We start from the raw sequence: 23,551 nt of genomic DNA on the forward strand, positions 1-23,551 counted from the left end.
TATGAATCGCCGCGTAGCGCATTTTTCGCCCTAATACAGGGCCAATTGGTTAAAGTTTGGCCTTTCATCTCGACGCAAAAATGCGTAATATACGCGCCCTTGCGGACACAGTATGGTCACTCTTTGTCTATGCGCATTGGACACCACCAGCTTACTAATTGCCTGATTGCGGCCCCGATGGCCGGTATTACAGATCGCCCGTTCAGAACCCTCTGTCATGCAATGGGTGCTGGGATGGCTGTATCCGAAATGCTCTCCTCCAACCCGGAGGTGTGGCGGACGGATAAGTCGCGTCTGCGTATGGTGCATAGCGATGAACCAGGGATCCGCTCCGTGCAGATTGCCGGATGCGATCCTGATGATATGGCCGCCGCCGCGCGTATCAACGTGGCCAGCGGCGCGCAGATCATCGATATCAATATGGGATGCCCGGCCAAAAAAGTGAACCGGAAGCTTGCCGGGTCCGCTTTGTTGCAGTACCCGGATCTGGTTAAACGGATCCTCCACGCGGTGGTTGACGCAGTGGATGTGCCGGTAACGCTGAAGATTCGCACCGGCTGGGCGCCAGAGCATCGTAACTGTGTAGAGATTGCCCAACTGGCCGAAGACTGTGGTATTCAGGCCCTGACGATTCACGGCCGAACCCGCGCCTGTCTGTTTAACGGCAACGCGGAATACGACAGCATTCGGGCAGTTAAGCAGAGTGTTTCCATTCCGATTATCGCGAATGGGGATATTACTGACCCGCATAAAGCCAGAGCAGTGCTCGACTACACCGGGGCCGATGCCCTGATGATAGGCCGCGCTGCTCAGGGGAGACCCTGGATCTTCCGGGAAATCCAGCATTATCTGGACACTGGGGAGTTGCTGCCGCCGCTGCCGCTTGGCGAGGTGAAGCGCTTGTTGATTGGGCACATTCGGGAATTGCACGGCTTTTATGGCCAAGGCAAGGGATTCCGGATTGCTCGTAAGCACGTGTCCTGGTATCTCCAGGAACACGCTCCGAATGACCAGTTTCGGCGCACATTCAACGCCATAGAGGATGCCAGCGAACAGCTGGAGGCGTTGGAGGCATATTTCGAAAATCTTAGCGTAAAAAAAGAGCTGACAGAACTATGTTCGAACAACGCGTAAATTCTGACGTACTGACCGTTTCTACCGTTAACTCACAAGATCAGGTGACTCAAAAGCCTCTGCGTGACTCGGTTAAACAAGCACTGAAGAACTATTTTGCTCAACTGAACGGTCAAGACGTAAATGACCTGTATGAGCTGGTACTGGCTGAAGTTGAACAGCCACTGTTGGACATGGTGATGCAATACACCCGTGGCAACCAAACCCGCGCAGCCCTGATGATGGGCATCAACCGCGGCACGCTGCGCAAGAAGCTGAAAAAATACGGCATGAACTGATACTAGTCAGTTAACGTGTTGAAAAGGCGCTTTATCTCATTTGATAAGCGCCTTTTTCTTTGTCTGATTTATGCCTACATTGGCGGGGCTTTGCGCGGAATGCGCTTATCAATATATCCGGCAATGAAATAGCAAATACCCGCCACGGCCGCGACCATCACGGAGCGCTTCCACCCGTCCAACTCCACACCCAGGCTATCCAGCCCGCTCAACACCCCAAACACCAGCAGACCCAAGATAACCGATGCTCTGCCTGTCCAGGTTGGTGAGGGTGTCAATAAACGCCTTACCCAGTGGGATCTCATAGAGCTTCCTCCTTGCTTACGATTGAGTCGCCAATCGATGAAGAATACTCTCACGTTTTACTCGGGGCGACAAAGCGGGGGCATAGGCTCTGGTTTGCGGGCAATAAAAAAGGCCGCAGCGCGGCCCTTGGGGTAAAGCGGAGACCTTATTCGGTCGCTTTGTTCTTGAGGCTTTCCGCCCCTTGCTTGGTCTTGTCCCAAGCCTTCTCCGTACCCTGTTTGGTGGAGTGCCAGGCCTTTTGCGAGCCTTCGCTCACTTTGCTGCCGACGCTGTCGCTCTTGCCTTCGGCGGCGTGCTTGGCTTTCAGCTTCAGCTCTTCACCCTTGTCCTGAGACTGGTGCAGCTTTTCTTTGGCGGTATCCGCCCCTTTATGCGCCTCAGCGACGACCTCGTTGCTGGCGTGAGCGGCGGTGTCGGTCGCAGTTTCAGCAGCGAACACCGGGGAAGCGAGCAGCAGTGCAGACAAGGCAATGATTGATTTCTTCATAAGTCCCTCTTTTCTCAGATACGTGCCATTCGTCATGAAACAAGATGGCATGAAATGCCCCTTGAACGATTTAAGAATAGGACTAAAACCAAAAAAATCGATACAAAATTTTATTACCAACGGTTTTATTGATTTTTTATGCCACCAAGCAGTATGAGCGGGTAAAGCGCACGAAAAAGTTAAATTTTTCCTGTCACAAAACTATAATTTGTACGAATTTTTAACAAGCACCAACAGGGATGGATTCTATGGTTGCCGCGATCATCATCGGCATTTTTATCATCAGCTTCCTCTACGCACACTCCCGCGGCAAAGAGAAACAAAAGCTTACCCGCCAACTGTTCGATCACTCCACCTTTATGGGGCCGATCAACATGTTTATGACCGGCTTCTCCCGTTTGCCCGCCAAACAGCCCTATTTCGACGAAAAAGGCTTCCCGGAGCTGCAGACGCTGACCGACAACTGGCAGGTGATCCGCGAGGAAGCCGTGCGCTTGCAGGATCACATCAAAAAGGCGCAGTCGCACAACGACGCCGGATTCAACACCTTCTTCAAGCGCGGCTGGAAACGTTTTTATCTGAAGTGGTACAGCGACAGCCACCCTTCGGCGCAAACGCTGTGCCCGAAAACCGTCGAGCTGCTCAACCGCATCCCGTCGGTCAAGGCCGCGATGTTCGCCGAGCTGCCGCCCGGCAGCCATTTAGGTAAACACCGCGATCCTTACGCCGGCTCGGTGCGCTACCATCTGGGGCTGATGACGCCCAACGACGATCGCTGCTTCATCGAGGTCGATGGCGAGCAGCACAGTTGGCGTGACGGCGAGGCGGTGATCTTTGATGAAACCTACGTGCACTGGGCGCAGAACGCCACCGATCAGACGCGCATCATTCTGTTTTGCGACGTCGAACGGCCGATGAAATGGCGCTGGGCGCAGGCGGTCAACCACTGGGTCGGCGCCACGCTGATGTCGGCAGCCAGCTCGCCGAACGACGATCAGGACCGCACCGGCGGCATCAACCGCATCTTCAAGTACGTCAACGCAGTGCGCGATGCCGGCCAACGCCTGAAAGCGCGCAACCGCCGTGGTTACTACCTGCTGAAGTGGCTGGTGATCGTCGCTATTTTCGCCGCCATCATCCTCCCCAGCCTGTAAACCGTCGCCAATCGTCAACACAGGGGCAACGCGAATGAGAATATTCGCATGCCCCTCTTCCGCCACACCCCGTACCCTGTGTTAACATACACGTTCCTAGAGCCGCCTCCGCTGGCCAACAGCTATCCCTCCGAAGCCTGATAGCAGCGCAAACCGCCCTTCGAATGTAAATGTTTAGTCAATTATGGAATTCCGACTAAACCCTGGCCGTACCTGGGTGTCTGAGTAGTCGTATCGCTATCGAGTGGAACCTTTATATGCGTTACAGCTTGCTGCCCCTTTTAACGTATAAAAAGAGTTTCTATGAAATCAGCCAAAGCATTTCAACTGGCCTTGCTGCACCCGCGCTACTGGTTAACCTGGTTCGGCCTCGCCCTGCTGTTCCTGCTGGTCCAGCTCCCCTACCCGTTGCTCAATCGGCTGGGAGTGTGGATGGGGCGTACCTCGATGCGATTTCTCAAACGCCGCGTCACCATCACTCGTCGCAACCTCGAGCTGTGTTTCCCCGAGATGGACGAAGCGCAGCGCGAGCGCAAGGTGGTGGGCAACTTCGAATCGCTCGGCATGGGCCTGTTGGAAACCGGCATGGCCTGGTTCTGGTCGGATAAACGCGTCAAACGCTGGTTCAACGTCTCCGGCATCAACCACCTCAAAATGGCGCAGCGCGACGATCGCGGCGTGCTGGTGATCGGCGTGCACTTCATGTCGCTGGAGCTGGGCGGCCGGGCAATGGGCCTGTGCCAGCCGATGATGGCGATGTACCGTCCGCACAACAATAAAGCGATGGAGTGGGCGCAGACCAAAGGCCGCATGCGTTCCAACAAGGCGATGATCGACCGCAAAGATCTGCGTGGCATGGTGCACGCGCTCAAGCGCGGCGAGGCGGTATGGTTCGCGCCGGATCAGGACTACGGCCCGCGCGGCAGCGTATTCGCCCCGCTGTTCGCCGTCGATCAGGCCGCTACCACCAGCGGCACCTTTATGCTGGCGCGCATGGCCAACCCGGCGCTGGTGCCGGTAGTGCTGATCCGCCGCGAAGGCGGCCGCGGCTACGACCTGCTGATCCAGCCGGCCCTGGAAGACTATCCACTCAGCGACGAACAGGCGGCGGCGGCTTACATGAACAAAGTGATCGAGAAAGAGATCATGCGAGCGCCGGAGCAATACATGTGGCTGCACCGCCGTTTCAAAACCCGACCGGCTGGTGCGCCCTCGCTGTACTGACCTTTTTTTTCAGCCCGGCCAATGCCGGGCTTTTTTGTGCGCCACCTTTAAAAAACGGCGGCTCGACACTCTACTTTCCTGTAATCTCCTTCTTTACCCGCACAGGAACGGAAATGATGAAAGCTCAAGTTCGCATTGCTCTGGTCGGTGATTACAACCCGCAAGCCGTGGCCCATCAGGCCATCCCCGTGGCGCTCCAGCTCACCGCCGCCCATCTCGATATTGACGTGCAGCCCCAGTGGCTACCGACCGAAACCTTGATCTCCCCCGAAACGCTGCAAAATTTCGACGCCATCTGGGTGGTGCCAGGCAGCCCGTATCGTTACGACGACGGCGCCTTTATGGCGATCCGTAATGCGCGGGAAAACGACGTGCCGTTCCTCGGCTCCTGCGGTGGTTTTCAATACGCCATCGTCGAATACGCCCGCAACGTGATGGGCTGGCACGACGCCGGCCATGCGGAAACCGACAGCGGTGGCCGGCTGGTGATCGCCCCGCTGAGTTGCTCGCTGGTGGAAAAAACCGGCGACATCGTTTTTCAGCCCGACACCCGCGTCGCACAGGCCTACGGCAGCCTGAACACCCATGAAGGCTACCACTGCAATTTTGGCGTGAATCCGGAATTCGTCGCCGATCTTGAGCGCTTCCCGCTGATCATCAGCGGCCACGACAGCGAAGGCGACGTGCGCGCCATCGAACTGCCGGGCCGGCGTTTTTACGTCGCCACGCTGTTCCAGTCGGAACGCGCCGCGCTGCGCGGCGAGCTTTCACCGCTGGTGGTGGAACTCGTCAAAACAGCCGCCAACGGGTAAAAAAAAGCCCTCCTGCGAGGGCTTCATTGACAAGCAACGCGGTCAGCGTCGGACGAGCGAATTCAGCACGGCGCTGATGCGCTCCCCTAAGCCGCGCCGGTTCACGGCTTCCGACATCATGGTGACATGATCGCCATCAACCAGGTTGACCGTCACCGCCGACGCCGGCAAATGCCCCTCCCAGCCGAGTGCCGAGCCGTCGCGGCGGTTGTAACCCGCCGGCTTGATGCGCTGCCAGTAGGCTTCCAGATCGTCGTTCAGCAAGCCGGGCATCTCCTCCACCGCTTTAAACAGGTGCAGATTAAGGCCGAGCGGCCGGATGACGCTGGCGCCGACCAGGGTCGCATAGTGATAACGCTTGCGCCATAACGCGGCTTCCTTCAGCGGATCGTCGAGGAAAGTGCTGATGCCCTGGCCGTGCAGCACCGCCAACGCCTCCTCCACCGACAGCGGCTGCAGGCGGGAGAACAGCGGCGCCTCCAGCGTCGGATGTTCCACCTCCAGCCAACTGAGGAATAGCTGTGTCGCATCGCGCATCGCCTGCTGCGGCCGCATGGTGTCGAGCAGGCCCACCAGCGCCACCTCTTCCCCCTCCGCCTGCAGCCGTTCCGCCACCATGTAGGTCAAGATCCCGCCCGAAGAGTAACCGAACAGGTGATACGGCCCGCTGGCTTGCACCTGCCGGATGACGCCGGCAACGATCTCCGCCATCGCCTCCATCGTTGCCGGCGGCGTGTCGGTCATCTCTGGCCACGGCACGGCATAAATCGGGAAGTCCGCATCGATCTCTTTGGCTATCTCATAAACATAGGAGTGATCGCCATAACCGGTCGGCATGAAGAAGACCGGCGGGCGCTGGCCGCTGCGGCGCGCCGGTAATGCCCTGAGCGGCTGTCCGCCCGTGCGCTGCTCGACATGCGCAGCCAGATCCGCCAGCACCGGGTGGTCAAAGATCGCCTGCACCTGCAGTGCGATCCCCCACTGCTGCGCCAGGCTGGCCTGACGGACCGCCAGCAGCGAATGGCCGCCCAGTTCGAAGAAGTTGTCGTGTCTGCCGATCTGCGGCAGCCCCAGCAACTCCGCCCACGCCTGCGCCAACAGCGTCTCGGTATCGCCGCGCGGCGCTTCGTAGGCTTCGCCTGCGGCGGTGGCCATCTCCGGCGCCGGCAGAGCCCGCCGATCAATCTTGCCGTTTGGCGTCAGCGGCATCGCCGCCAGCCAGACAAAGGCCGCAGGCAGCATATAGTCCGGCAGCTGCGCCGCCAGGTGCTGACGCAGCTCACCGGCCAACCCGTCGCTCGCCACGTTCTCACGCACGCTGATCCAGGCGATCAACCGCGTATCCGCACCGACGCAGCAGGCATCGACCACCGCTTCGTTCACCGCCGGGTGCGCCGCCAGGCGCGCCTCTATCTCTCCCATCTCGATACGGAAGCCGCGAATTTTCACCTGACGATCGTTGCGTCGCTGATACTCGAGGTTGCCGTCCGCCCGGTAACGCACCAGATCGCCGGTGCGATACATGCGCCCGCCCGGGTTAAACGGATCGTTCAGGAAACGTTCCGCGGTCAGTTCCGGCCGGTTGAGGTACCCCAGCGCCACGCCGACGCCGCCGATATACAGCTCGCCAATCACGCCCAGCGGCGCCGGTCGGCCGCGCGCATCCAGCACATAGGCGCGGGTGTTGCCGATCGGTTTACCGATCGGCAAACGCATGGCGCCTTGCACCTCGGCGATCGCCGCCGTCGTGGCGAAGGTCGTCGCTTCCGTCGGCCCATAGGCATGGATCAGCTGTACCGGCCCCGCTTCCTGCAGCAGGCGTTCGAAGGCGCTCGGCTCCTCCTTTTCCCCACCGCAGATCAGATAGCGCAGCTGGGCGAGCGTCGCGCCCATGCTGTACACATACTGATTGAACAACGCGGTCGTCAGGAACAGCGTCGTCACGCGATGCTGCGTCAATGCGGCGCTCAAGCGCGCCGCATCCATCACGGTTTCCGCCGGGATCACCACCAGTTCGCCGCCGTTCAACAACGCCGCCCACACCTCCATCGTCGCGGCGTCGAAGGCCGGGTTAGCGGCATAAGCCACCCGTTCGGTCGCATCGAACGCCGCATAACGGTTGTTGATCACCAACCGAGTGATGCCCTGGTGCGGCGTCATCACGCCTTTAGGCAGCCCTGTGGAGCCGGACGTGTACATGATGTATGCCACCTCAGCGCTCGACAGCGACAGCGCCGGGTCGTTCTCGTCACCGCCGGAGATTGCCGGCCGCAGCAGCGGCAAGGTATCCCCGTCCGTCGCTTCACCGACGATAAGGCGCGCGCCGCTGTCCTCCAGGATCCACTGCTGACGCGCCGCTGGCAGCTGCGGGTCGATAGGTACATACACCGCGCCGGCCTTGAAGATCGCCAGCTGCGTCGCCACCAGATCGATGCTGCGCGTCAGACGCGTCGCCACGCGCTCGCCCGGTTGAATGCCGTGGGCGATCAGAGCATGCGCCAGCCGGTTAGCCTGGGCATTCAACGCCGCATAGCCGATCCGACGGTCGCCTTGCACGATCGCGACAGCCTGCGGCGCACGCTGCGCCTGGCGTTCAAACAGCTGATGCACGCAAAGCTCTGCCGGATAAGGCGCCGTCGTCTGATTCCATTCCTCCAGCAGCAGCCGGCGCTCAGACGGCGGCAGGATCTCCAGCTCGCTCGCCGGCAGGGTCGGCTGGCTTTCCAACGCCTGCGCCAATGAGGCCAGCGCCTGTTGCATATAGCCGCAGATCCTCGCCGCCGGCACCGGTTCGCTGACCTGCGCCGTCAGCCCCAGAGAGTCGCCGCCGTCTTCCACCGACAGGACGAACGGATAGTTGGTGCGCTCCTGCGCGCTCAACAGCGTCATGCCTTCCGGCAACACCAGCTCGCTGCCGTTGTTGTGGCGATAGTTGAGCAACGCGCTGAACAGCGGCATCCCCGCCGCCACGCCGCTGCAGCGCTGCGCCAGCGCCAGCGGCGCGTGCTCATGCTGCAGCAACCCGCTCAGCCGCGCGTGGGCCTGGCGCGCCGCCGTCGCCACATCGTCATCGCCGATGTCGAGGCGCAGCGGCAAGGTATTGATAAACAGCCCCATCGCTCGCTCGGCGCCTTCCCCCGCCTGCATGCGTCCCAGCAGCACGGTACCGAACACCACGCGGTCGTGGCCGCTGGTGCGGGCCAAGACCTGCGCCCAGGCCAAATGGCACAGGCTGGCCAGGCTCACGCCCAACCGTTTGGCCTGATGCCGCAGACGTTCGTTCAGCGCCTTGTCGATAGGCTGGTGCGCCGTGGTGACGCCCTTGCCATCGCCGCGCACGTTGCCGAGCCCGAACGGCAGCACCGGCTCTTCGATGTCCGCCAGCATGGCGCGGAAGAAGGTTTCATGTTCTTGCGCGCTGACGCTCAAACGCGCCTGCGCCACCGCATTGCGGAACGGCGGCGCGGCGCCCAGCTCGGCGCCTTTGCCGGCGAGGATCGCGGCGATCTCTTCTTCGATCAATGCCGCCGTGGAATGATCCCCCACCAAATGATGCCATTGCTGCAGCATCCACCAGCCGCCATCGCTATCTTGCGCCACCACGACGTTCAGCAGCGGCGCACGGCTGAGATCCAGACGCGCATGCTGCGGATCGAAGCGCGCCAGCAGTTGATCGCCAATCGCCTCCTGCGCCGGATCGAGCGTCAGCTCAGTCCACGGCAGCGCGGCGGCGCGCCAAACGACCTGTACCGGCTCGCGGATCGCCTCACTGATGAACGCCGTGCGCAGAATATCGTGGCGATCGATCACCTGTTGCATCGCGGCCCGCCAACGATCCAGACGCTCGCGGTTCTCAAAGCGCAACAGCGTAGACAGCAGGTACGGATCGCCCCGTTCCGCCAACAGGTGGTGGAACAGAATCCCCTCCTGCAACGGCGACAACGCATAGATATCCTGCACGTTGGCCACCCCGCCCGGCACGCGCGCCACGATGCTGTCGATCTCAACCTGGTTCAGCGAGGCCAGCGGCAGCAACTCAGGCGTGATGCGCGCGCTATCCGGCCGCAGCAGGTTCTCGGGGATCTCGATTTCGCAGCGCGCCTCCAGCGCCTCCGCCAGCGAGGCCAGCGTCGGGGCGGTAAACAGCGTTTGCACGTTCGCCGTCAGGCCGTAGCGACGCAGCTCCGCGATCAGTTTCACCGCCAGCAGCGAATGCCCGCCCAACTCGAAGAAATTGTCATGTCGGCCGACATTCGGCAGACCGAGCAATTCGCCCCAGATCGCCGCCAACAGGGTTTCCGTGTCGCCCTGAGGCGCTTCATGGCCCACGCGCGCAAAATCGCCGGCCTGTGGCGTCGGCAACGCGCGGCGATCCACTTTACCATTCGGGGTCAACGGCAAGTCGGCAAGCATCAGACAGGCCGCCGGCACCATGTAGTCCGGCAGCTGCGCCGCCAAATGCCGCCGCAGCTCGTCGGTCAGATCGCGGCCCTCGGCCTCGGCTTGCGGCACGATCCAGGCGATCAACGCAGGATGCGCACCGCGCACGTCAACCACCGCTTCGCGCACCGCCGGGTGCGTTTCCAGCAGGACTTCAATCTCGCTGCACTCGATGCGGAAGCCGCGGATCTTCACCTGCTGATCGTTGCGTCCGCAGTAATCGAGGTTGCCGTCCGGCAGATAGCGCGCTAAATCGCCGGTGCGATACATGCGGCCTCCCTCGTTAAACGGATCCGCCAGGAAACGCTCGGCCGTGAGGTCTTCGCGATTCAGGTAACCCAGCGCCACGCCCACGCCGCCGATATACAGCTCGCCGATCGCGCCCAGCGGCACCGGCTGGCGATGTTCGTCCAGCAGATACACCCGCGTATTACCGATCGGCCGGCCAATCGGCAAACGGTGCCGCCCCGCCGCCACGGTGATGTGCGCCGAGGTAGCGGCAGTGGTGGCTTCCGTCGGGCCGTATCCGTTGATCAGCTGCACCCGGCCCCCCTCCTTCAGCACCCGGGTATAGGCATGAGGATCCGCCGCTTCGCCGCCGCTGATCAGGTATTTCAGCCCCGCTAACGTCGCGGGAATGCTATGCGCATGCTGATTGAACAGCGAGGTTGGCAGCACCAGCACCGTAATCGCCTGGCGCGTCAGCAAATCGGCGAACGCCGAGGCGTCCAGCAAGACCGCCGGCGGTACTACCACCAGCGCGGCGCCGTTCAGCAAGGCTCCCCAAACTTCCAGCGTCGCCGGATCGAACGCCGGGTTGATGGCGAAAGCGATACGATCCGAGTCGCTGAACTCCGCATAACCGTTATTGATCACCAGTCGGTTGATCCCCTGATGCGGCACCATCACGCCTTTCGGCTTACCGGTTGAGCCGGAGGTGTACATGATGTAGGCCAGATCCAGACTGTTGCTCGCCAATATCGGCGCATCGGACGGCAGGTCCGCGTCATCGCTTTGAGGCAGACGAGCGACGCCGACGCCGATCTGCGCGTCGTCCTCGCCGCCATTCAGCAACAGTACTGCACCGCTGTCGGCGATGATCCAGTTCTGGCGGCCGGCCGGCAGCTGCGGATCAACCGGCACATAGGCAGCACCGGCCTTAAGGATCGCCAATTGGGCGATCACCAGGGCAGCGCTGCGCTCAAACCGGACCGCCACGCGCTGGCCGGGCTCCACGCCCGCCTTAATCAGGCGCCAGGCCAGCCGATTGGCGTGCTCCGCCAACTGTGCGTAGCAGATAAGCTGCTCGCCATCGACCAACGCCGTCGCCTGCGGCGTGCGCCGCGCCTGCTCGTCGAACAGTTGATGCACGCACGCCTGCGCCGGATACGCCCGCTCGGTGCGGTTCCACTCGTGCAGCAGCAGCTGACGTTCGGCCGCAGGCAGCAGATCGACGCGCGCCGCCGGCTGGTCAAGATCCGCCGCCATCGCTCGCAGCGCCTGCTGCAGATACGCGCCGTAGCGCACCGCCGTGTCGCGATCGAACAAGGCGCTGGCGTAGTTCAACGAGCCGACAATGCCGCTGCCGCTTTCCGCCAACTCGAGCGTCATGTCGAATTTCGCGACGTCATAGCTCAGCCCGGCATCCGTCGTTTGCAGGCCCGGCAATGCGATATCGCGCACCGAGCCGTCCTGCCAGGCCAGCATCACCTGGAACAGCGGCGTCGCGTCCAGCTGGCGCGGCGGATTGACCACCTCCACCACCTGTTCAAACGGCAGATCGCCGTTTTCCCGCGCCGCCAATACCGTCTCGCGCACGCGTTCGAGCAAGATTTTCAGCGTCGGCTCACCGCGCAGATCGACATGCATCGCCAGCGTGCTAACGAAGAAGCCGGCCAGCGGTTCGATTTCCAGCCTGCTGCGGTTGGCCTCCGGGGTGCCAATCACCACCTGCGGTTGGCCGGCCATGCGGGACAACACCAAACTCCAGGCGGCCAGCACCGTCATGAACAGCGTCCCGCCGTATTGGCGGCTCAACCGCCGCAGCGCGTCGGTGAGCGCCGCGTCGATAACCAGAGGCACCTCGCCGCCGGCGAACGACTGCATCGCCGGACGCGGCCGATCGGTCGGCAGCGTCAGCAGCGCCGGCGCATCGCCCAGCGTCTGGCGCCAGAACGCCGCCTGCTCGGCCAACCGTTCCTGCGTCAGCCACTGGCGCTGCCAAACGGCATAATCGACATAGTGCACCGCCAGCGGCGGCAGCGGAGACGGTTCACCGCGTTGGAAGGCGCCATACAATGCGCTCAACTCCCGCATCAGGATCCCGGTAGACCAGCCGTCGGAAACGATATGGTGGCAGGTCAGCAGGAACAGATGCCGCCGCTCGCTCACTTGCAGCAAACAAGCCCGCACCAGCGGCCCCCTTTCCAGATCGAACGGCGCTTTCATCGCCGTTTCGGCTAGCGCGTGCAAACGTTGCTCCGCATGACGCTCGCCGCGCAAGTCGTGATGCGCCAGCGGCATGGCCGCCTCCGGCAAGATCCGCACCTGAGGTTGCCCATCCTGGCAAACAAACACGCTGCGCAAGGCTTCGTGGCGGGCATACAGCGCGTCGAGGCTGCGTTGGAACGCCGGCGCATCCAGGTCGCCGTCAAGGCGCAACGCCAGCGGGATATGGTAAGTCTCGCCGATCCCGCCCATTTGGCTCAGGAACCACAGCCGCTGCTGGGCAAACGACAACGGCAATGCGTCGTGACGTGGGGTCGGCACGATGGCCGTCGGCTGCGCCGCCCCCTCCCGTTCCAGCCACTGCGCCAGCGCCTGCAACACCGGCGCAGCGAACAGCGCCGACAGCGGCAGCCGCCAGCCGGCCTGCTGTACCCGATTGGCCAACTGTACCGCCAGCAGCGAATGTCCGCCCAGAGCGAAGAAATCATCATGACGACCTACGCGTTCAACATTCAGCAACTGACGCCAGATGGACGCCAGCAGGCGTTCTCGTTCATTGGCCGGCGCTTCATAAACAGCGCGCGCGGCGGCCCCCAGCTCAGGCGCCGGCAGCGCGCGTTTGTCCAGTTTGCCGTTGGTGGTCAGCGGCAACGCGTCCAGCCACACAAAGGCCGTCGGCACCATATAGTCCGGCAGACGGCCGGCCAGATGCTGGCGCAGCCGCAGCGCCAGCGTTTCCCGATCTCCCCCTTCGCCCGGCACCGCCCAGGCCACCAAACGTTTGTCGCCGCCGTTGTCCTGCCAGGCGTCAACCGCCACGCTGCGGACCTCAGGATGGTCCAGCAGCGCCGCCTCCACCTCACCGCACTCAATGCGGAAACCGCGAATTTTCACCTGCTGGTCGTTGCGCCCCAGGTACTCCAGCTCACCGTTCGGCAGATAGCGCGCCAGATCGCCGGCGCGATACATCCGTTCTCCCGCCACGAAAGGATCGTCGAGGAAACGTTGCGCATTCAGCTCCGGCCGATTCAGGTAGCCGCGCGCCACGCCCAGCCCGCCGACATACAGCTCACCCACTGCGCCCTGCGCCACCGGCTGACCGTGTTCGTCAAGCAGATACAGGCGCAGATCCGGGATGCGCCGGCCGATCGGGCTGCCGCTGCCGGTGATGTCCGCCGGAGACATTTCCCGGTAGGTGACGTGCACCGTCGTTTCCGTTATGCCGTACATATTGATTAACCGCGGCGCGTCCGGCCGATTACGGGCATACCACGGCGCCAGATCGGCCGGATTCAGCATTTCGCCGCCGAAGACGATGTAGCGCAGCCGATGCGGCGTGTCGTCCTGAGCCTGAATGAACGCTTTAAAGGCGCTTGGCGTCTGATTCAGCACCGTCACGCCCTGGTGACAAACCAGCTGATAGAACGCGGGGGCGGAGCGCGCCGTTTCCTGCGGCACGATCACCAACCGGCCGCCGTGGCGCCACGCGCCCCAGATTTCCCATACCGAGAAATCGAAGGCGAACGAGTGGAACAGACACCAGACATCCCCGGCGTCAAAGCCGAACCCGGCGTCGGTCGCGGTAAACAGGCGCTCAACCTGACGGTGTTCCACCATCACGCCTTTCGGCTTACCGGTCGATCCGGAGGTATAGATCACATAGGCCAGATTGGCCGCCGTCAGCCCCGCAACCTGCGGATTGGCGGCCTCGGTGCCCCAGTCTTCCTCCAGCGCCATCGTCGGCACATCGGCCCCGCTCAGCGCCGAACGCCCTGCGGCGTCGGCCAGCAGCAACACCGGCCGGGCATCGTGTAAAATGTACTCCAGGCGTTCGCCGGTATAAGCCGGATCGAGCGGCACATAAGCGCCGCCCGCTTTCAGGATCGCCAGCAACCCGACCAGCATCGGCGTGCTGCGCTCCGCACACAGCGCCACCAGACGATCGGGCCCGACGCCGCGCGCGATCAACACCTGCGCCAACGCGTTGGCTCGTTCATTGAGCGCCCGATAGCTGAGGCGTTCTTCTCCGCACACCGCGGCGATCGCCTCTGGCGTGCGCAGCGCCAGCCGCTCCAGGTGATGGTGCGGGCAGAGATCCGCCTGCGGTTCGTCCGGCGTCCGGTTCCAGCCATGCAACAACCGCTGCCGTTCGTTCTGCGGCAACAGCGCAAGCTGCGAAACCGGCTGCGGCGCCGCCAACGCGATGCTCTGCAACACCTGGCGCAGATAGATCCCGTAGCGCTCGGCGGTTTCACGATCGAACAGCGCCGTGGCGTAATACAGCGAACCGGCGATCTCTTCGCCGATCTCGGTCAGATCCAGCGTCATGTCATATTTCGCCGCGGCATAGCCGGCATCGATCGCTTCCGCCTGCAGCCCCGGCAGGCCGATGTCGTGCACCGAACCGTCCTGCCAGCTCAGCATCACCTGGAACAACGGAGTATGGCCACGATGACGCGGCGGGTTCACCTGTTCAACCACCTGCTCGAAAGGCAGATCGCCATGATCGCGCGCCGCCAGCAGCGTATCGCGCACGCGCAGCGCCAACGTCGACAAATCCGGATCGTCGGACAGATCGATGCGCAGCGCCAAGGTGCTGACGAAGAAGCCAATCATCGGTTCCGTTTCCAGCCGGCGACGGTTGGCCTCCGGCGTGCCGATCACCAGATCGCGCTGCCCCGACAAACGGGACAGCACGACGCTCCACGCCGTCAACAGCGTGATGAACAGCGTGCATCCCTGACGCAGGCTGAATTGCCTCAGCGCTGCAGTCAGTTCGGCATCGAGCGAGACGGCCACCCGATCCCCGGCGAATGACTGCACCGCCGGGCGCGGACGGTCGGTCGGCAGCGTCAACAGCGCTGGCGCATCGCCCAACGTCTGGCGCCAATAATCGGCCTGCTTCGACAAGCGCGCCGGCTGCAGCCATTGCCGCTGCCAGTGGGCGTAATCCGCGTATTGCAACGCCAGCGGCGGCAGCGGCGATGGTTCGCCGCGACACAACGCGCCATACAACGCACCCAGCTCCCGCAGCAATATGCCGTTCGACCAACCATCGGAAATGATGTGGTGGCAGGTCAACGCGAACAGCTGTTCCTCGTCGCTCAGCCGGATAAGGCTGGCGCGCAACAGCGGGCCCCCGGCCAGATCAAAGGGCGCCGCAGCCTCTTCCCGTATCAGCATGGCGGCGCGCGCCTGCGCATCCGCGACGCCGCGCAGATCGTGGATTGTCAGCGGCAAACCGGCGATCGGCAAAATGAGCGCCTGCGGCTGGCCGTCGCGGCTGATAAAGACGGTGCGCAACGCGTCGTGGCGCGCATAAAGCGCGTCGAGGCTGCTCTGCCAGGCGGCCAGATTCAGCGGCCCACGCAACCGCAGCGCCAGCGGCATGTGGTAAATTTCGCTCATGCCGTCCAGTTGGGTCAGGAACCACAGGCGCTGCTGAGCGAACGACAGCGGTAAGGCCGCATCGCGCGGCGCAGGCAGAATCGGCGGCAGGCTTTCCGCCTGCGTGATCTGGCGCGCCAGCGCCTGCAGGACCGGGTTGGCGAACAGCGCCTGCAGCGACAGCGGCAACCCGCTTTGCTGCAGGCGGTTGGCCAAACGCACCGCCAACAACGAATGGCCGCCCAGGGCGAAGAAGCTGTCGTTGCGGCCAACCTGATCCACGCCCAGCAGTTCTTCCCACAGCGCAGCCAGACGCTGCTCGACGTCCCCCAGCGGCGCCTCGTAGGCTTCACGACGATAGGCCTCGCCCGACGGGTCGGGCAATGCGCGGCGATCGAGCTTGCCGTTTGGTGACAGCGGCAGCGCCTCCAGCAGCACGCAAGCGGCCGGCACCATGTAATCCGGCAGTTTGTCGGCCAAATGCCGGCGCAGCACCTCCGCCAGCGACGCCTCATCGGCACCTGGCTGCGGCACCACCCAGGCGATCAGGCGTTTCTCACCGCCGTCGCCGCCGCGCGCATCCACCACGGCTTCGCGCACCTGCGGATGCGCGGCCAGCGCCGCCTCTATCTCGCCGCATTCGATACGGAAACCGCGGATCTTCACCTGCTGATCGTTGCGGCCCAGATACTCGATATTGCCGTCCGGCAGGTAGCGGGCCACGTCGCCGGTGCGGTACATGCGGCCGCCGTGGCCGGCATCGAACGGATCGGCCAGGAAGCGCTCCGCCGTCAGTTCAGGCCGGTTGAAATAGCCGCGCGCTACCTGGATGCCGCCGATATACAGCTCGCCAACCGCCCCCAGCGGCACCGGCTGCCCTTGTTCATCAAGCAGATAGATCCGCGTATTGGCCACCGGCCGCCCAATGGGCACCGACACCAGCCCGGGTTGGCGGGTGCAGTGCCAGGCGGTCACGTCCACCGCCGCTTCGGTCGGACCATAGAGGTTATGCAACTCGACATGCGGCATCTGGCGGTAGAACTCCGCCACCAGCGAGGCGGGCAGCGCCTCGCCGCTGCACATGACGCGCACCACCTGCCCACAGCGGCGGCTCGCGCCTTCATACAGCAGGAAGCTTTGCAGCATCGACGGCACAAAGTGCAGCGTTGTCACGCCATACTGTTCAATGGCGCGGCTCAGGTACTCCGGATCCTTGTGGCCTTCCGGGCGCGCCATCACCAGGCGCGCGCCATACATCAACGGCCAGAAGAATTCCCACACCGAGACGTCGAAGCCGAACGGCGTTTTCTGCAGCACCGTATCCGCCGGCGTCAATCCATAAGCCTGCTGCATCCAGATCAGGCGGTTAACGATGCCGCGATGCTCATTCATCGCGCCTTTCGGTTTTCCGGTCGAGCCGGAGGTATAAATCACGTAAGCCAAATGATTGGGCTGCGCGCGCGGCGCCGGGTTATCGGCGTTCAGATCGTCCGGCAACGGTTCATCCAGCGCCAGCAGCGGCACCGCGTGTTCGCCCAGCGCCGCGCGGCCGGCGGCGTCCGCCAGCAGCAGCACCGGATCGGCGTCCTGCAGGATATATTGCAGACGTTCGCCCGGATAAGCCGGATCCAGAGGCACATAGGCGCCGCCGGCCTTGAGGATGCCGAACAATGCCGTCACCATCGCCAGGCTGCGCTCGGCGCACACCGCCACCCGGCAATCCGGCCCGACGCCGCGCTGCATCAGCGCGTGCGCCAGGCGATTGGCCTGCGCGTTCAGTTGGACGTAGCTCAGTTCGGCGTCGCCGCAAACCAGCGCCACGGCGTCCGGCGTGCGGCGCACCTGCGCTTCAAATAGCCCATGCAGGCAAACGTCCTGCGGATAAGGCTGTGCCGTTGCGTTCCAACCATTGATCAGCAAGGCGTACTCGTCGTCCGGCAGAATCGACAGTTCACGCACCGGCATTTCCGGCGTGTGTTCCAGCGCATTCACCAGAGCGGTCAACGCCTGTTGCATATAGCGGCACACCCGCGAGGCTTCAATGGGGTCGATGACCTGCGCCGTCAACGCCAGCGAATCCATGCCGTCGTCCACCGACAGCACGAACGGGTAGTTGGTGCGTTCGTCCGCGCCGATCAGGCTGACCCCTTCCGGCAGTGCCAAGGCTTCCCCGTCGTTGTGGCGGTAGTTCAGCAGCGCACTGAACAGCGGCGCACCGCTTTTCACGCCGCTGCAGCGCTGCGCCAACGCCAGCGAGGCGTGCTCATGCGCCAGCAAGCCGCTCAGGCGCGCATGCGCCTGCCGCACCGACGCCTCAACGCTGCGCCCGTCCATATCCAGCCGCAGCGGCAGCGTATTGATGAATAGCCCCAGCGCCCGGTCGGCGCCTTCGCCCGATTCCATGCGGCCCAGCAGCACCGTGCCGAACACCACGGCATCACGCCCGCTGGTGCGCGCCAACACCTGCGCCCAGGCCAGATGGCACAGGCTGGCCAGGCTGACGCCCAGCCGCTTCGCCTGTCGACGCAGGTCGGCATTCAGCGCAGGCGCCAGCGCCAGACGGCCGGTATTGGCGCACTGTCCGTCGCCGTGTACGTTGCCGAGCCCGAACGGCAGTACCGGTTCGTCGATGTCCGCCAGCATGCCGCGGAAGAAACGCTCATGTTCCTGTTCGCTGAGCCCCAAACGCGCTTGCGCCACCGCATTGCGGAACGGCTGCGCGCAGCCCAGCGTATCGCCTCGCCCGGCCAGAATGGCGTTGACTTCTTCTCCCATCATCGCCAGCGTCGAGTGGTCGCCAATCAGGTGGTGCCACTGCTGCAAGACGTACCAGCTGCCGTCGCTCTCTTCGGCGATAACGTAATACAGCAGCGGTGCCCGCGTCAGATCCTGCCGGATCCGTCGGGGATCGAAGCGCGCTTCCAGCTGACGGCCGACCGGCCCCTCGGCCGGATCCAGCGCCAGCTCGATCACCGCTAAACGCGCCCGACGCCAGACAACCTGTACCGGTTCGGACAGCCCCGCACCGACAAAGGCCGTGCGCAAAATGTCATGACGCTCCACCACCTGCTGCATCGCCGCCAGCCAGCGATCGAAACGCGCCCGGCTGTCGAAACGCAGCAGTGCCGACAGCAGGTAGGGGTCGCCCTCTTCCGCCAGCATGTGGTGGAACAAGATCCCTTCCTGCAACGGGGAAAGGGCGTAGATATCCTGTACGTTGTCGATGCCCCCCTCCACACCGTCGACGATCTGATCGATCTCCGCCTGAGTCAGATCGGCCAGCGGCAGCATCTGCGGCGTGATTGCACGGCAGCCCGGCGCAATCACGTTTTCCGGCACCTGAATCCGCTGCTGCGACACCAGCGTTTGCGCCAGAGCCGACAGCGTTGGCGTGGAGAACAGCGCCTGAACGCTCGCCGACAGCCCGGCCTGGCGCAGCTGCGCCATCAGCTTCACCGCCAGCAGCGAATGGCCGCCCAACTCGAAGAAGTTGTCGTGACGCCCCACGCGTTCAACGCTCAGCAACCCCTGCCAAATCTGAGCCAGCAGCGTTTCGGTTTCCCCCTGTGGCTCGACATAGGCTTCGCGCATAGAGGCATCCGGCGCCGGTACCGGCAACGCGCGCCGATCCAGTTTGCCGTTCGGCGACAGCGGCAGCGCCTCCAGCCACACAAAGGCCGTCGGCACCATATAATCTGGCAACGTTGTAGCGAGTGCCCGGCGCAACGTCTGCGCCAGCGCCTCACGCTCCGCCTCCGGCTGCGGCACGACCCAGGCCACCAGACGTTTGTCGCCTTCGCCATCCGTGAGCGCATCCACCACCGCGTCGCGCACGGCGGCATGCATAGCCAGCTGCGACTCGATTTCACCGCATTCAATGCGGAAGCCGCGAATTTTTACCTGCAGATCGTTGCGGCCCAGATACTCCAGGCTGCCATCCGGCATATAGCGCGCCAGATCGCCGGTGCGGTACATGCGGCCGCCCGGCGCGAAAGGATCGGCCAGGAAACGCTCCGCCGTCAGCGCCGGCTGGTTCAGGTAACCGCGCGCCACCTGCGCGCCGCCGATATACAGTTCACCCACGGCGCCCAGCGGCACCGGCTGGCCATCGTCATCCAGCAAGTACGCCCGGCCGTTGGCGATAGGCCGGCCGATAGACGGCATCGCCGTACCGACCGCCGGCTCGCCCGAAGTCGCTACCACGGTCGTCTCCGTCGGCCCATAGTTATTCACAATGGTTACGCCAGGCGGCGCCGGCAGCGGCCAGCGGCGAATGCTGTCGCCGCCGATCAGCAGCATCCGCAAATCGGCAGGCATCTCGCCCATCAGTGCGATCTCAGCCAGCGGCGTCACCATAAACCCGACCTGCACACCGCTGCCGCGCCACCATTGCAGCAGCGCTTCGCCATTGCCCGCCGCCTCTGCCGGTGGCAGCAGCAGCGTCGCCCCCTGCGTCAACGTCGGCCAGATTTCCCAAACGCTGGCGTCAAAACCCAACCCCGCCATGCTGGTCGTTCGCTCACCAGCCTGCAAACCGGTCGCTTCGCAGTGCCACATGATCAGGTTGATCAGGTGCGCCTGCTCCACCATTACCCCTTTCGGTTTGCCGGTCGAGCCCGAGGTGTAAACCACATACGCCAGGCTGCCTGGCTGCGCGCGCGGCGGCAGGTCGTGATCCTGCTCTGGCAGCGCGTCTTCCAGCGCCAACAACGGCGCTGCTACCGCCCCCAGCGCGGCGCGGCCGGTACTATCCGCCAACAGCAGCGCCGGCGCGCAGTCCTGCACGATATAGTGCAGACGCTCAGCGGGATAAGCCGGATCCAGCGGCACATAGGCGCCGCCGGCTTTCAGGATCGCCAGCAGTGCGACGATCATCTCTGGGCTGCGCGCGGCGCAGACCGCTACGCGGCTTTCCGGCCCTACGCCGCGTGCCGTCAGGTAATGCGCCAGCCGGTTGGCGCGCGCGTTCAATTCCGCATAGCTCAGCGACATCGCCCCCTGAGACAGCGCCGGCACCGTCGGCGTACGCCGCGCCTGCGCTTCAAACAGGGCCGACACGCTCGACGCCTGCGGGAAAGCCCGGTGCGTGCGGTTGCGCACGTTGAGCAATAGCTCTCGCTCCGCCTGGCTCAGTAAACGATCGCCTCGCACCGGCGCATTCGGCGCCGCAGCGGCCTGCCGGAGCAGCAATAGCAGATGCTGCGCGGCACGCAGCATCTGCTCGTCCCCCACCGCGGCGCTGTCGTACACCCAACGGAAAGCGGCGTTGCTTTCACAGATTTGCAGCACTGCCCGAGCGCCGGAGCGTTTCACCGCCGCTGCGCCCTCCTGACTGTCGTCGAATCCCGGCGAGGTGTCGCGGCGCAATAGCGTCACGACGGTTGACCAGGCGCGCGAACGCGTGTCCAGGCCGAGCAATGCCGGATGGTAGGCGCGACGCGCGCGCGCCTGCTGCCATTCGCGTCGCATCTGCACCTGCGCCTCGGCGAAACCCAGCGTCGGATTCAGCGAGATCTGCAGCGGCAGTGTCCAAACCTGGCCCGGTTCGCCGATGACGTCGTCCGTCGCGTTCAGCCAGCCAAGTTGGAAATCACTTTCGCCGCCCATCAATCCCAGATACAGCGCCAGCCCGGTCAACACCGCTTCAACCTCGATCTTGCCCGCGTGTTGCCAGGCCGTAGCCTGCCATGCCGGCCGGGCTTCGCGCTGCCAGGCCACCGGGAACGCCGCCGGGGCAAACTGCGCCAATCGCGGTTGCCAGAAGGCCGCATGATGCCCACCGGCCGCCTGTCGCTCCTCCAATCGTTTCGCCTGCGAAGGATCAAGCAACGGTAACGGCTCGCCCACCGTCAAACCGTGCAGCTGCGCCAGCGCTTCCCCCGCCGTCAGCTCGCCTTCGGCGGTGAACCAGCCCCCGATCCGCACCGCCCCTTCCGCCGTGGCGATATTCCAACCCGCATCGTCGACGCAGAGCAGCGTACCGGGTGGCGCATTGTCGGCGTCAGGCAGCATTTCCAGGCGCCCAACGCCCAGCGCCCGGTCGGCCAACAGGATTTTCAGCGGGCAATTCCCCGCAGGATGGCCGAGTGACGTCGCGAGGCGCACCAGCTCAGCAGCAGGGCGATCCCAGCGGATGAAGCCGGCGGCCGGCGGCAGTCGACGGAGATCATAGAAACTGCCGCTGACGTCCGCTTCAGGCTGCGCAGAGATCTGTTGCATCACCTGGGCAATGCTGCCTTCAGGTTGTTCAGAGAGGAGCCGCAGAATAAATTGGAAACGCCGTTGTAAACTCTCAAGCTGGCTTAATGAATGGGCATGCGGCGCATCGGCAAACATGACGTCCAACTCTTGCGCCTGCTGATCTTCGTAAAATAGAATTTGCATATCGCTGACGGCGATGTTGCCACCGTAGTACCAACGTGTCTTACATCCCCAAAACGGATCGCCATGATCGAAGGAAACGATATTGATGGCGGGACCAAACCAGGATGAACTCATGGTGCTGCGATCGCGACGAATATCCTCACCGCGATATAATTGCCGACGAACCACTTTGGCTATTTCCGCAGCGACCTGTTGTGCAAAATCAGCCAGACGACTTTCAGGGTTAATAGCTAAAATCAGTGGCACCACATTCGCAGTCATACCAATACTGTTTCGCTCTCGCGTACCGGTCACCGGCAGGCTGAAATTCAATAAGGTCTGACCAGTAATACTATGGAAACATAATGCGACGGCCGCCGCCAATATATGAGCGCGATGTACGCCGGCTTTTTCCGCCCCCCGATCAATCGCCGCTATCTCATTTATTTTTAATGTGTGATTGCTGATTTGCATGGACGAATAAGGGACGAGTTTCTCCTGACGCGTCAGGCTATGAGGCGCGGCGAGCGTATAGCCTTGCCAGAACTGTTTATCGGTGGCGAAGCGGGAAGAATCGCGGTACTGCAGGTCGTGTTCATAGAGCCGGGTAAAACTGCAATTACTGAATTCAGGAATGTTTTTTTTCTCAGCCAATGCGTTGTAATACAGCGCGATACGACGCATAAACTCTTCGGCGCTGCGGCCATCCACCAGCATGTGGTGAAAACGTCGGTAGAGGATATAGTTGCCCGGCGCCAACGTCAGTAAGGCAAAACCGAACAGGTCCTGATCCAGCGCGGAGATCACGCGATCGGCATCTTGCCGCATCCAGCGCTGCGCCGCCAGCTCAGGGTATTCCTGGCTGCTGAAGTCATGCACGGAAAGCGGGTCATGACTGCGCGCCGCACGGTATTGATAAAGCTCGCCGTCTTGTTCGGTGAAATGGGCCTGCATCGCCGGCGTTTCTTCAATGATCGCGTCTATCGCCTGGCGCAGCAGGGCTATCTGCAACGGCCCTTGTATCGTGCCGTATCCCCACATATTGAATGGCAAGCCTTCAGACATGCTGGCGCTCAGCCAAAGCTCGCGCTGAGCGGTGGTAATTTCATGCAGTTCGACTTTTTCCAACGAAATATGAGCACCCGTACGGAATTCCCCACTCTTCACATCAGTTTGTTTGTTCATAATATTCTCTAGCACGTTTTCATTACGTTAATGAAAGGGACCGTCCGGATTTAGGCAAAGCCTGGCCGTCCGACAGTTCAAGTCAGAATAAAAAACCGTAGAAAAGCTGGGTCTCCCCCAACTAAGAAAGAATGAAATGGTTAATCCAGAGGTTCCCCCCTGTGCCTCAATTTGTAGAGCTGTGAAGTATAGGAGAGGATATTTTTTTTGGCGAAATGTGCGAAAGGGAATAAATGACCATTTTATTTCCCCGATATTACTCAGGGATGACGAGCGAATTCCTCTTGTATTAATCCGATATAATTAGAGAGAAATTCATATTCTTTTGTATTA

The 23,551-nt window shown here is 62.7% G+C and carries 7 protein-coding genes; 5 read left to right on the forward strand and 2 right to left on the reverse strand.

The window, feature by feature from the left end; translation table 11 throughout:
* Positions 1 to 129 precede the first annotated feature (129 nt).
* Both dusB and fis read left to right on the forward strand, forming a co-directional pair.
* Positions 130 to 1,134, forward strand: coding sequence for a tRNA dihydrouridine synthase DusB (gene dusB / locus ACSJLU_RS22295; RefSeq protein WP_025304426.1), 1,005 nt, complete (start codon positions 130 to 132; stop codon positions 1,132 to 1,134).
* Positions 1,116 to 1,412 (forward strand): DNA-binding transcriptional regulator Fis, encoded by a 297-nt coding sequence (fis, locus tag ACSJLU_RS22300; protein ID WP_000462905.1) that lies wholly within the window; start codon positions 1,116 to 1,118, stop codon positions 1,410 to 1,412. Before dusB ends, fis begins: the two co-directional genes overlap by 19 nt.
* A gap of 451 nt (positions 1,413 to 1,863) precedes the next feature.
* On the opposite strand, the gene ACSJLU_RS22305 is transcribed toward fis, so the two are convergent.
* Positions 1,864 to 2,205, reverse strand: coding sequence for a hypothetical protein (locus tag ACSJLU_RS22305; RefSeq protein ID WP_016930249.1), 342 nt, complete (start codon positions 2,203 to 2,205; stop codon positions 1,864 to 1,866).
* A 248-nt stretch (positions 2,206 to 2,453) separates the two neighbouring features.
* Here ACSJLU_RS22305 and lpxO point away from each other — a divergent pair, with 248 nt between their 5' ends.
* The 3 genes from lpxO to ACSJLU_RS22320 all read left to right on the forward strand — a co-directional run bounded on the left by lpxO (position 2,454) and on the right by ACSJLU_RS22320 (position 5,395).
* Positions 2,454 to 3,359 carry a lipid A hydroxylase LpxO gene (lpxO, locus tag ACSJLU_RS22310; RefSeq protein ID WP_025304427.1) on the forward strand — a complete coding sequence of 302 codons (906 nt, stop codon included), beginning with the start codon at positions 2,454 to 2,456 and terminating at the stop codon, positions 3,357 to 3,359.
* A gap of 303 nt (positions 3,360 to 3,662) precedes the next feature.
* A complete protein-coding gene (gene lpxP, locus ACSJLU_RS22315; protein ID WP_016930250.1) occupies positions 3,663 to 4,583 on the forward strand; it encodes a kdo(2)-lipid IV(A) palmitoleoyltransferase in 921 nt (306 codons plus the stop codon).
* A 113-nt stretch (positions 4,584 to 4,696) separates the two neighbouring features.
* Positions 4,697 to 5,395, forward strand: coding sequence for a CTP synthase C-terminal region-related (seleno)protein (locus ACSJLU_RS22320; protein WP_380826396.1), 699 nt, complete (start codon positions 4,697 to 4,699; stop codon positions 5,393 to 5,395).
* 42 nt (positions 5,396 to 5,437) lie between these two features.
* On the opposite strand, the gene ACSJLU_RS22325 is transcribed toward ACSJLU_RS22320, so the two are convergent.
* Complete coding sequence (locus ACSJLU_RS22325) at positions 5,438 to 23,218, reverse strand: amino acid adenylation domain-containing protein (RefSeq protein ID WP_380826400.1); 17,781 nt, start codon at positions 23,216 to 23,218, stop codon at positions 5,438 to 5,440.
* Positions 23,219 to 23,551 lie beyond the last annotated feature (333 nt).

Origin of the sequence: Serratia bockelmannii (genome assembly GCF_051803255.1) — a bacterium.
Lineage (GTDB): Bacteria > Pseudomonadota > Gammaproteobacteria > Enterobacterales > Enterobacteriaceae > Serratia > Serratia bockelmannii.

Coding starts and splice junctions, on each gene's coding strand:
- dusB (WP_025304426.1), top strand. CDS start 130: ATGCGCATTGGACACCACCAGCTTACTAATTGCCTGATTGCGGCCCCG.
- fis (WP_000462905.1), top strand. CDS start 1,116: ATGTTCGAACAACGCGTAAATTCTGACGTACTGACCGTTTCTACCGTT.
- ACSJLU_RS22305 (WP_016930249.1), bottom strand. CDS start 2,205: ATGAAGAAATCAATCATTGCCTTGTCTGCACTGCTGCTCGCTTCCCCG.
- lpxO (WP_025304427.1), top strand. CDS start 2,454: ATGGTTGCCGCGATCATCATCGGCATTTTTATCATCAGCTTCCTCTAC.
- lpxP (WP_016930250.1), top strand. CDS start 3,663: ATGAAATCAGCCAAAGCATTTCAACTGGCCTTGCTGCACCCGCGCTAC.
- ACSJLU_RS22320 (WP_380826396.1), top strand. CDS start 4,697: ATGATGAAAGCTCAAGTTCGCATTGCTCTGGTCGGTGATTACAACCCG.
- ACSJLU_RS22325 (WP_380826400.1), bottom strand. CDS start 23,218: ATGAACAAACAAACTGATGTGAAGAGTGGGGAATTCCGTACGGGTGCT.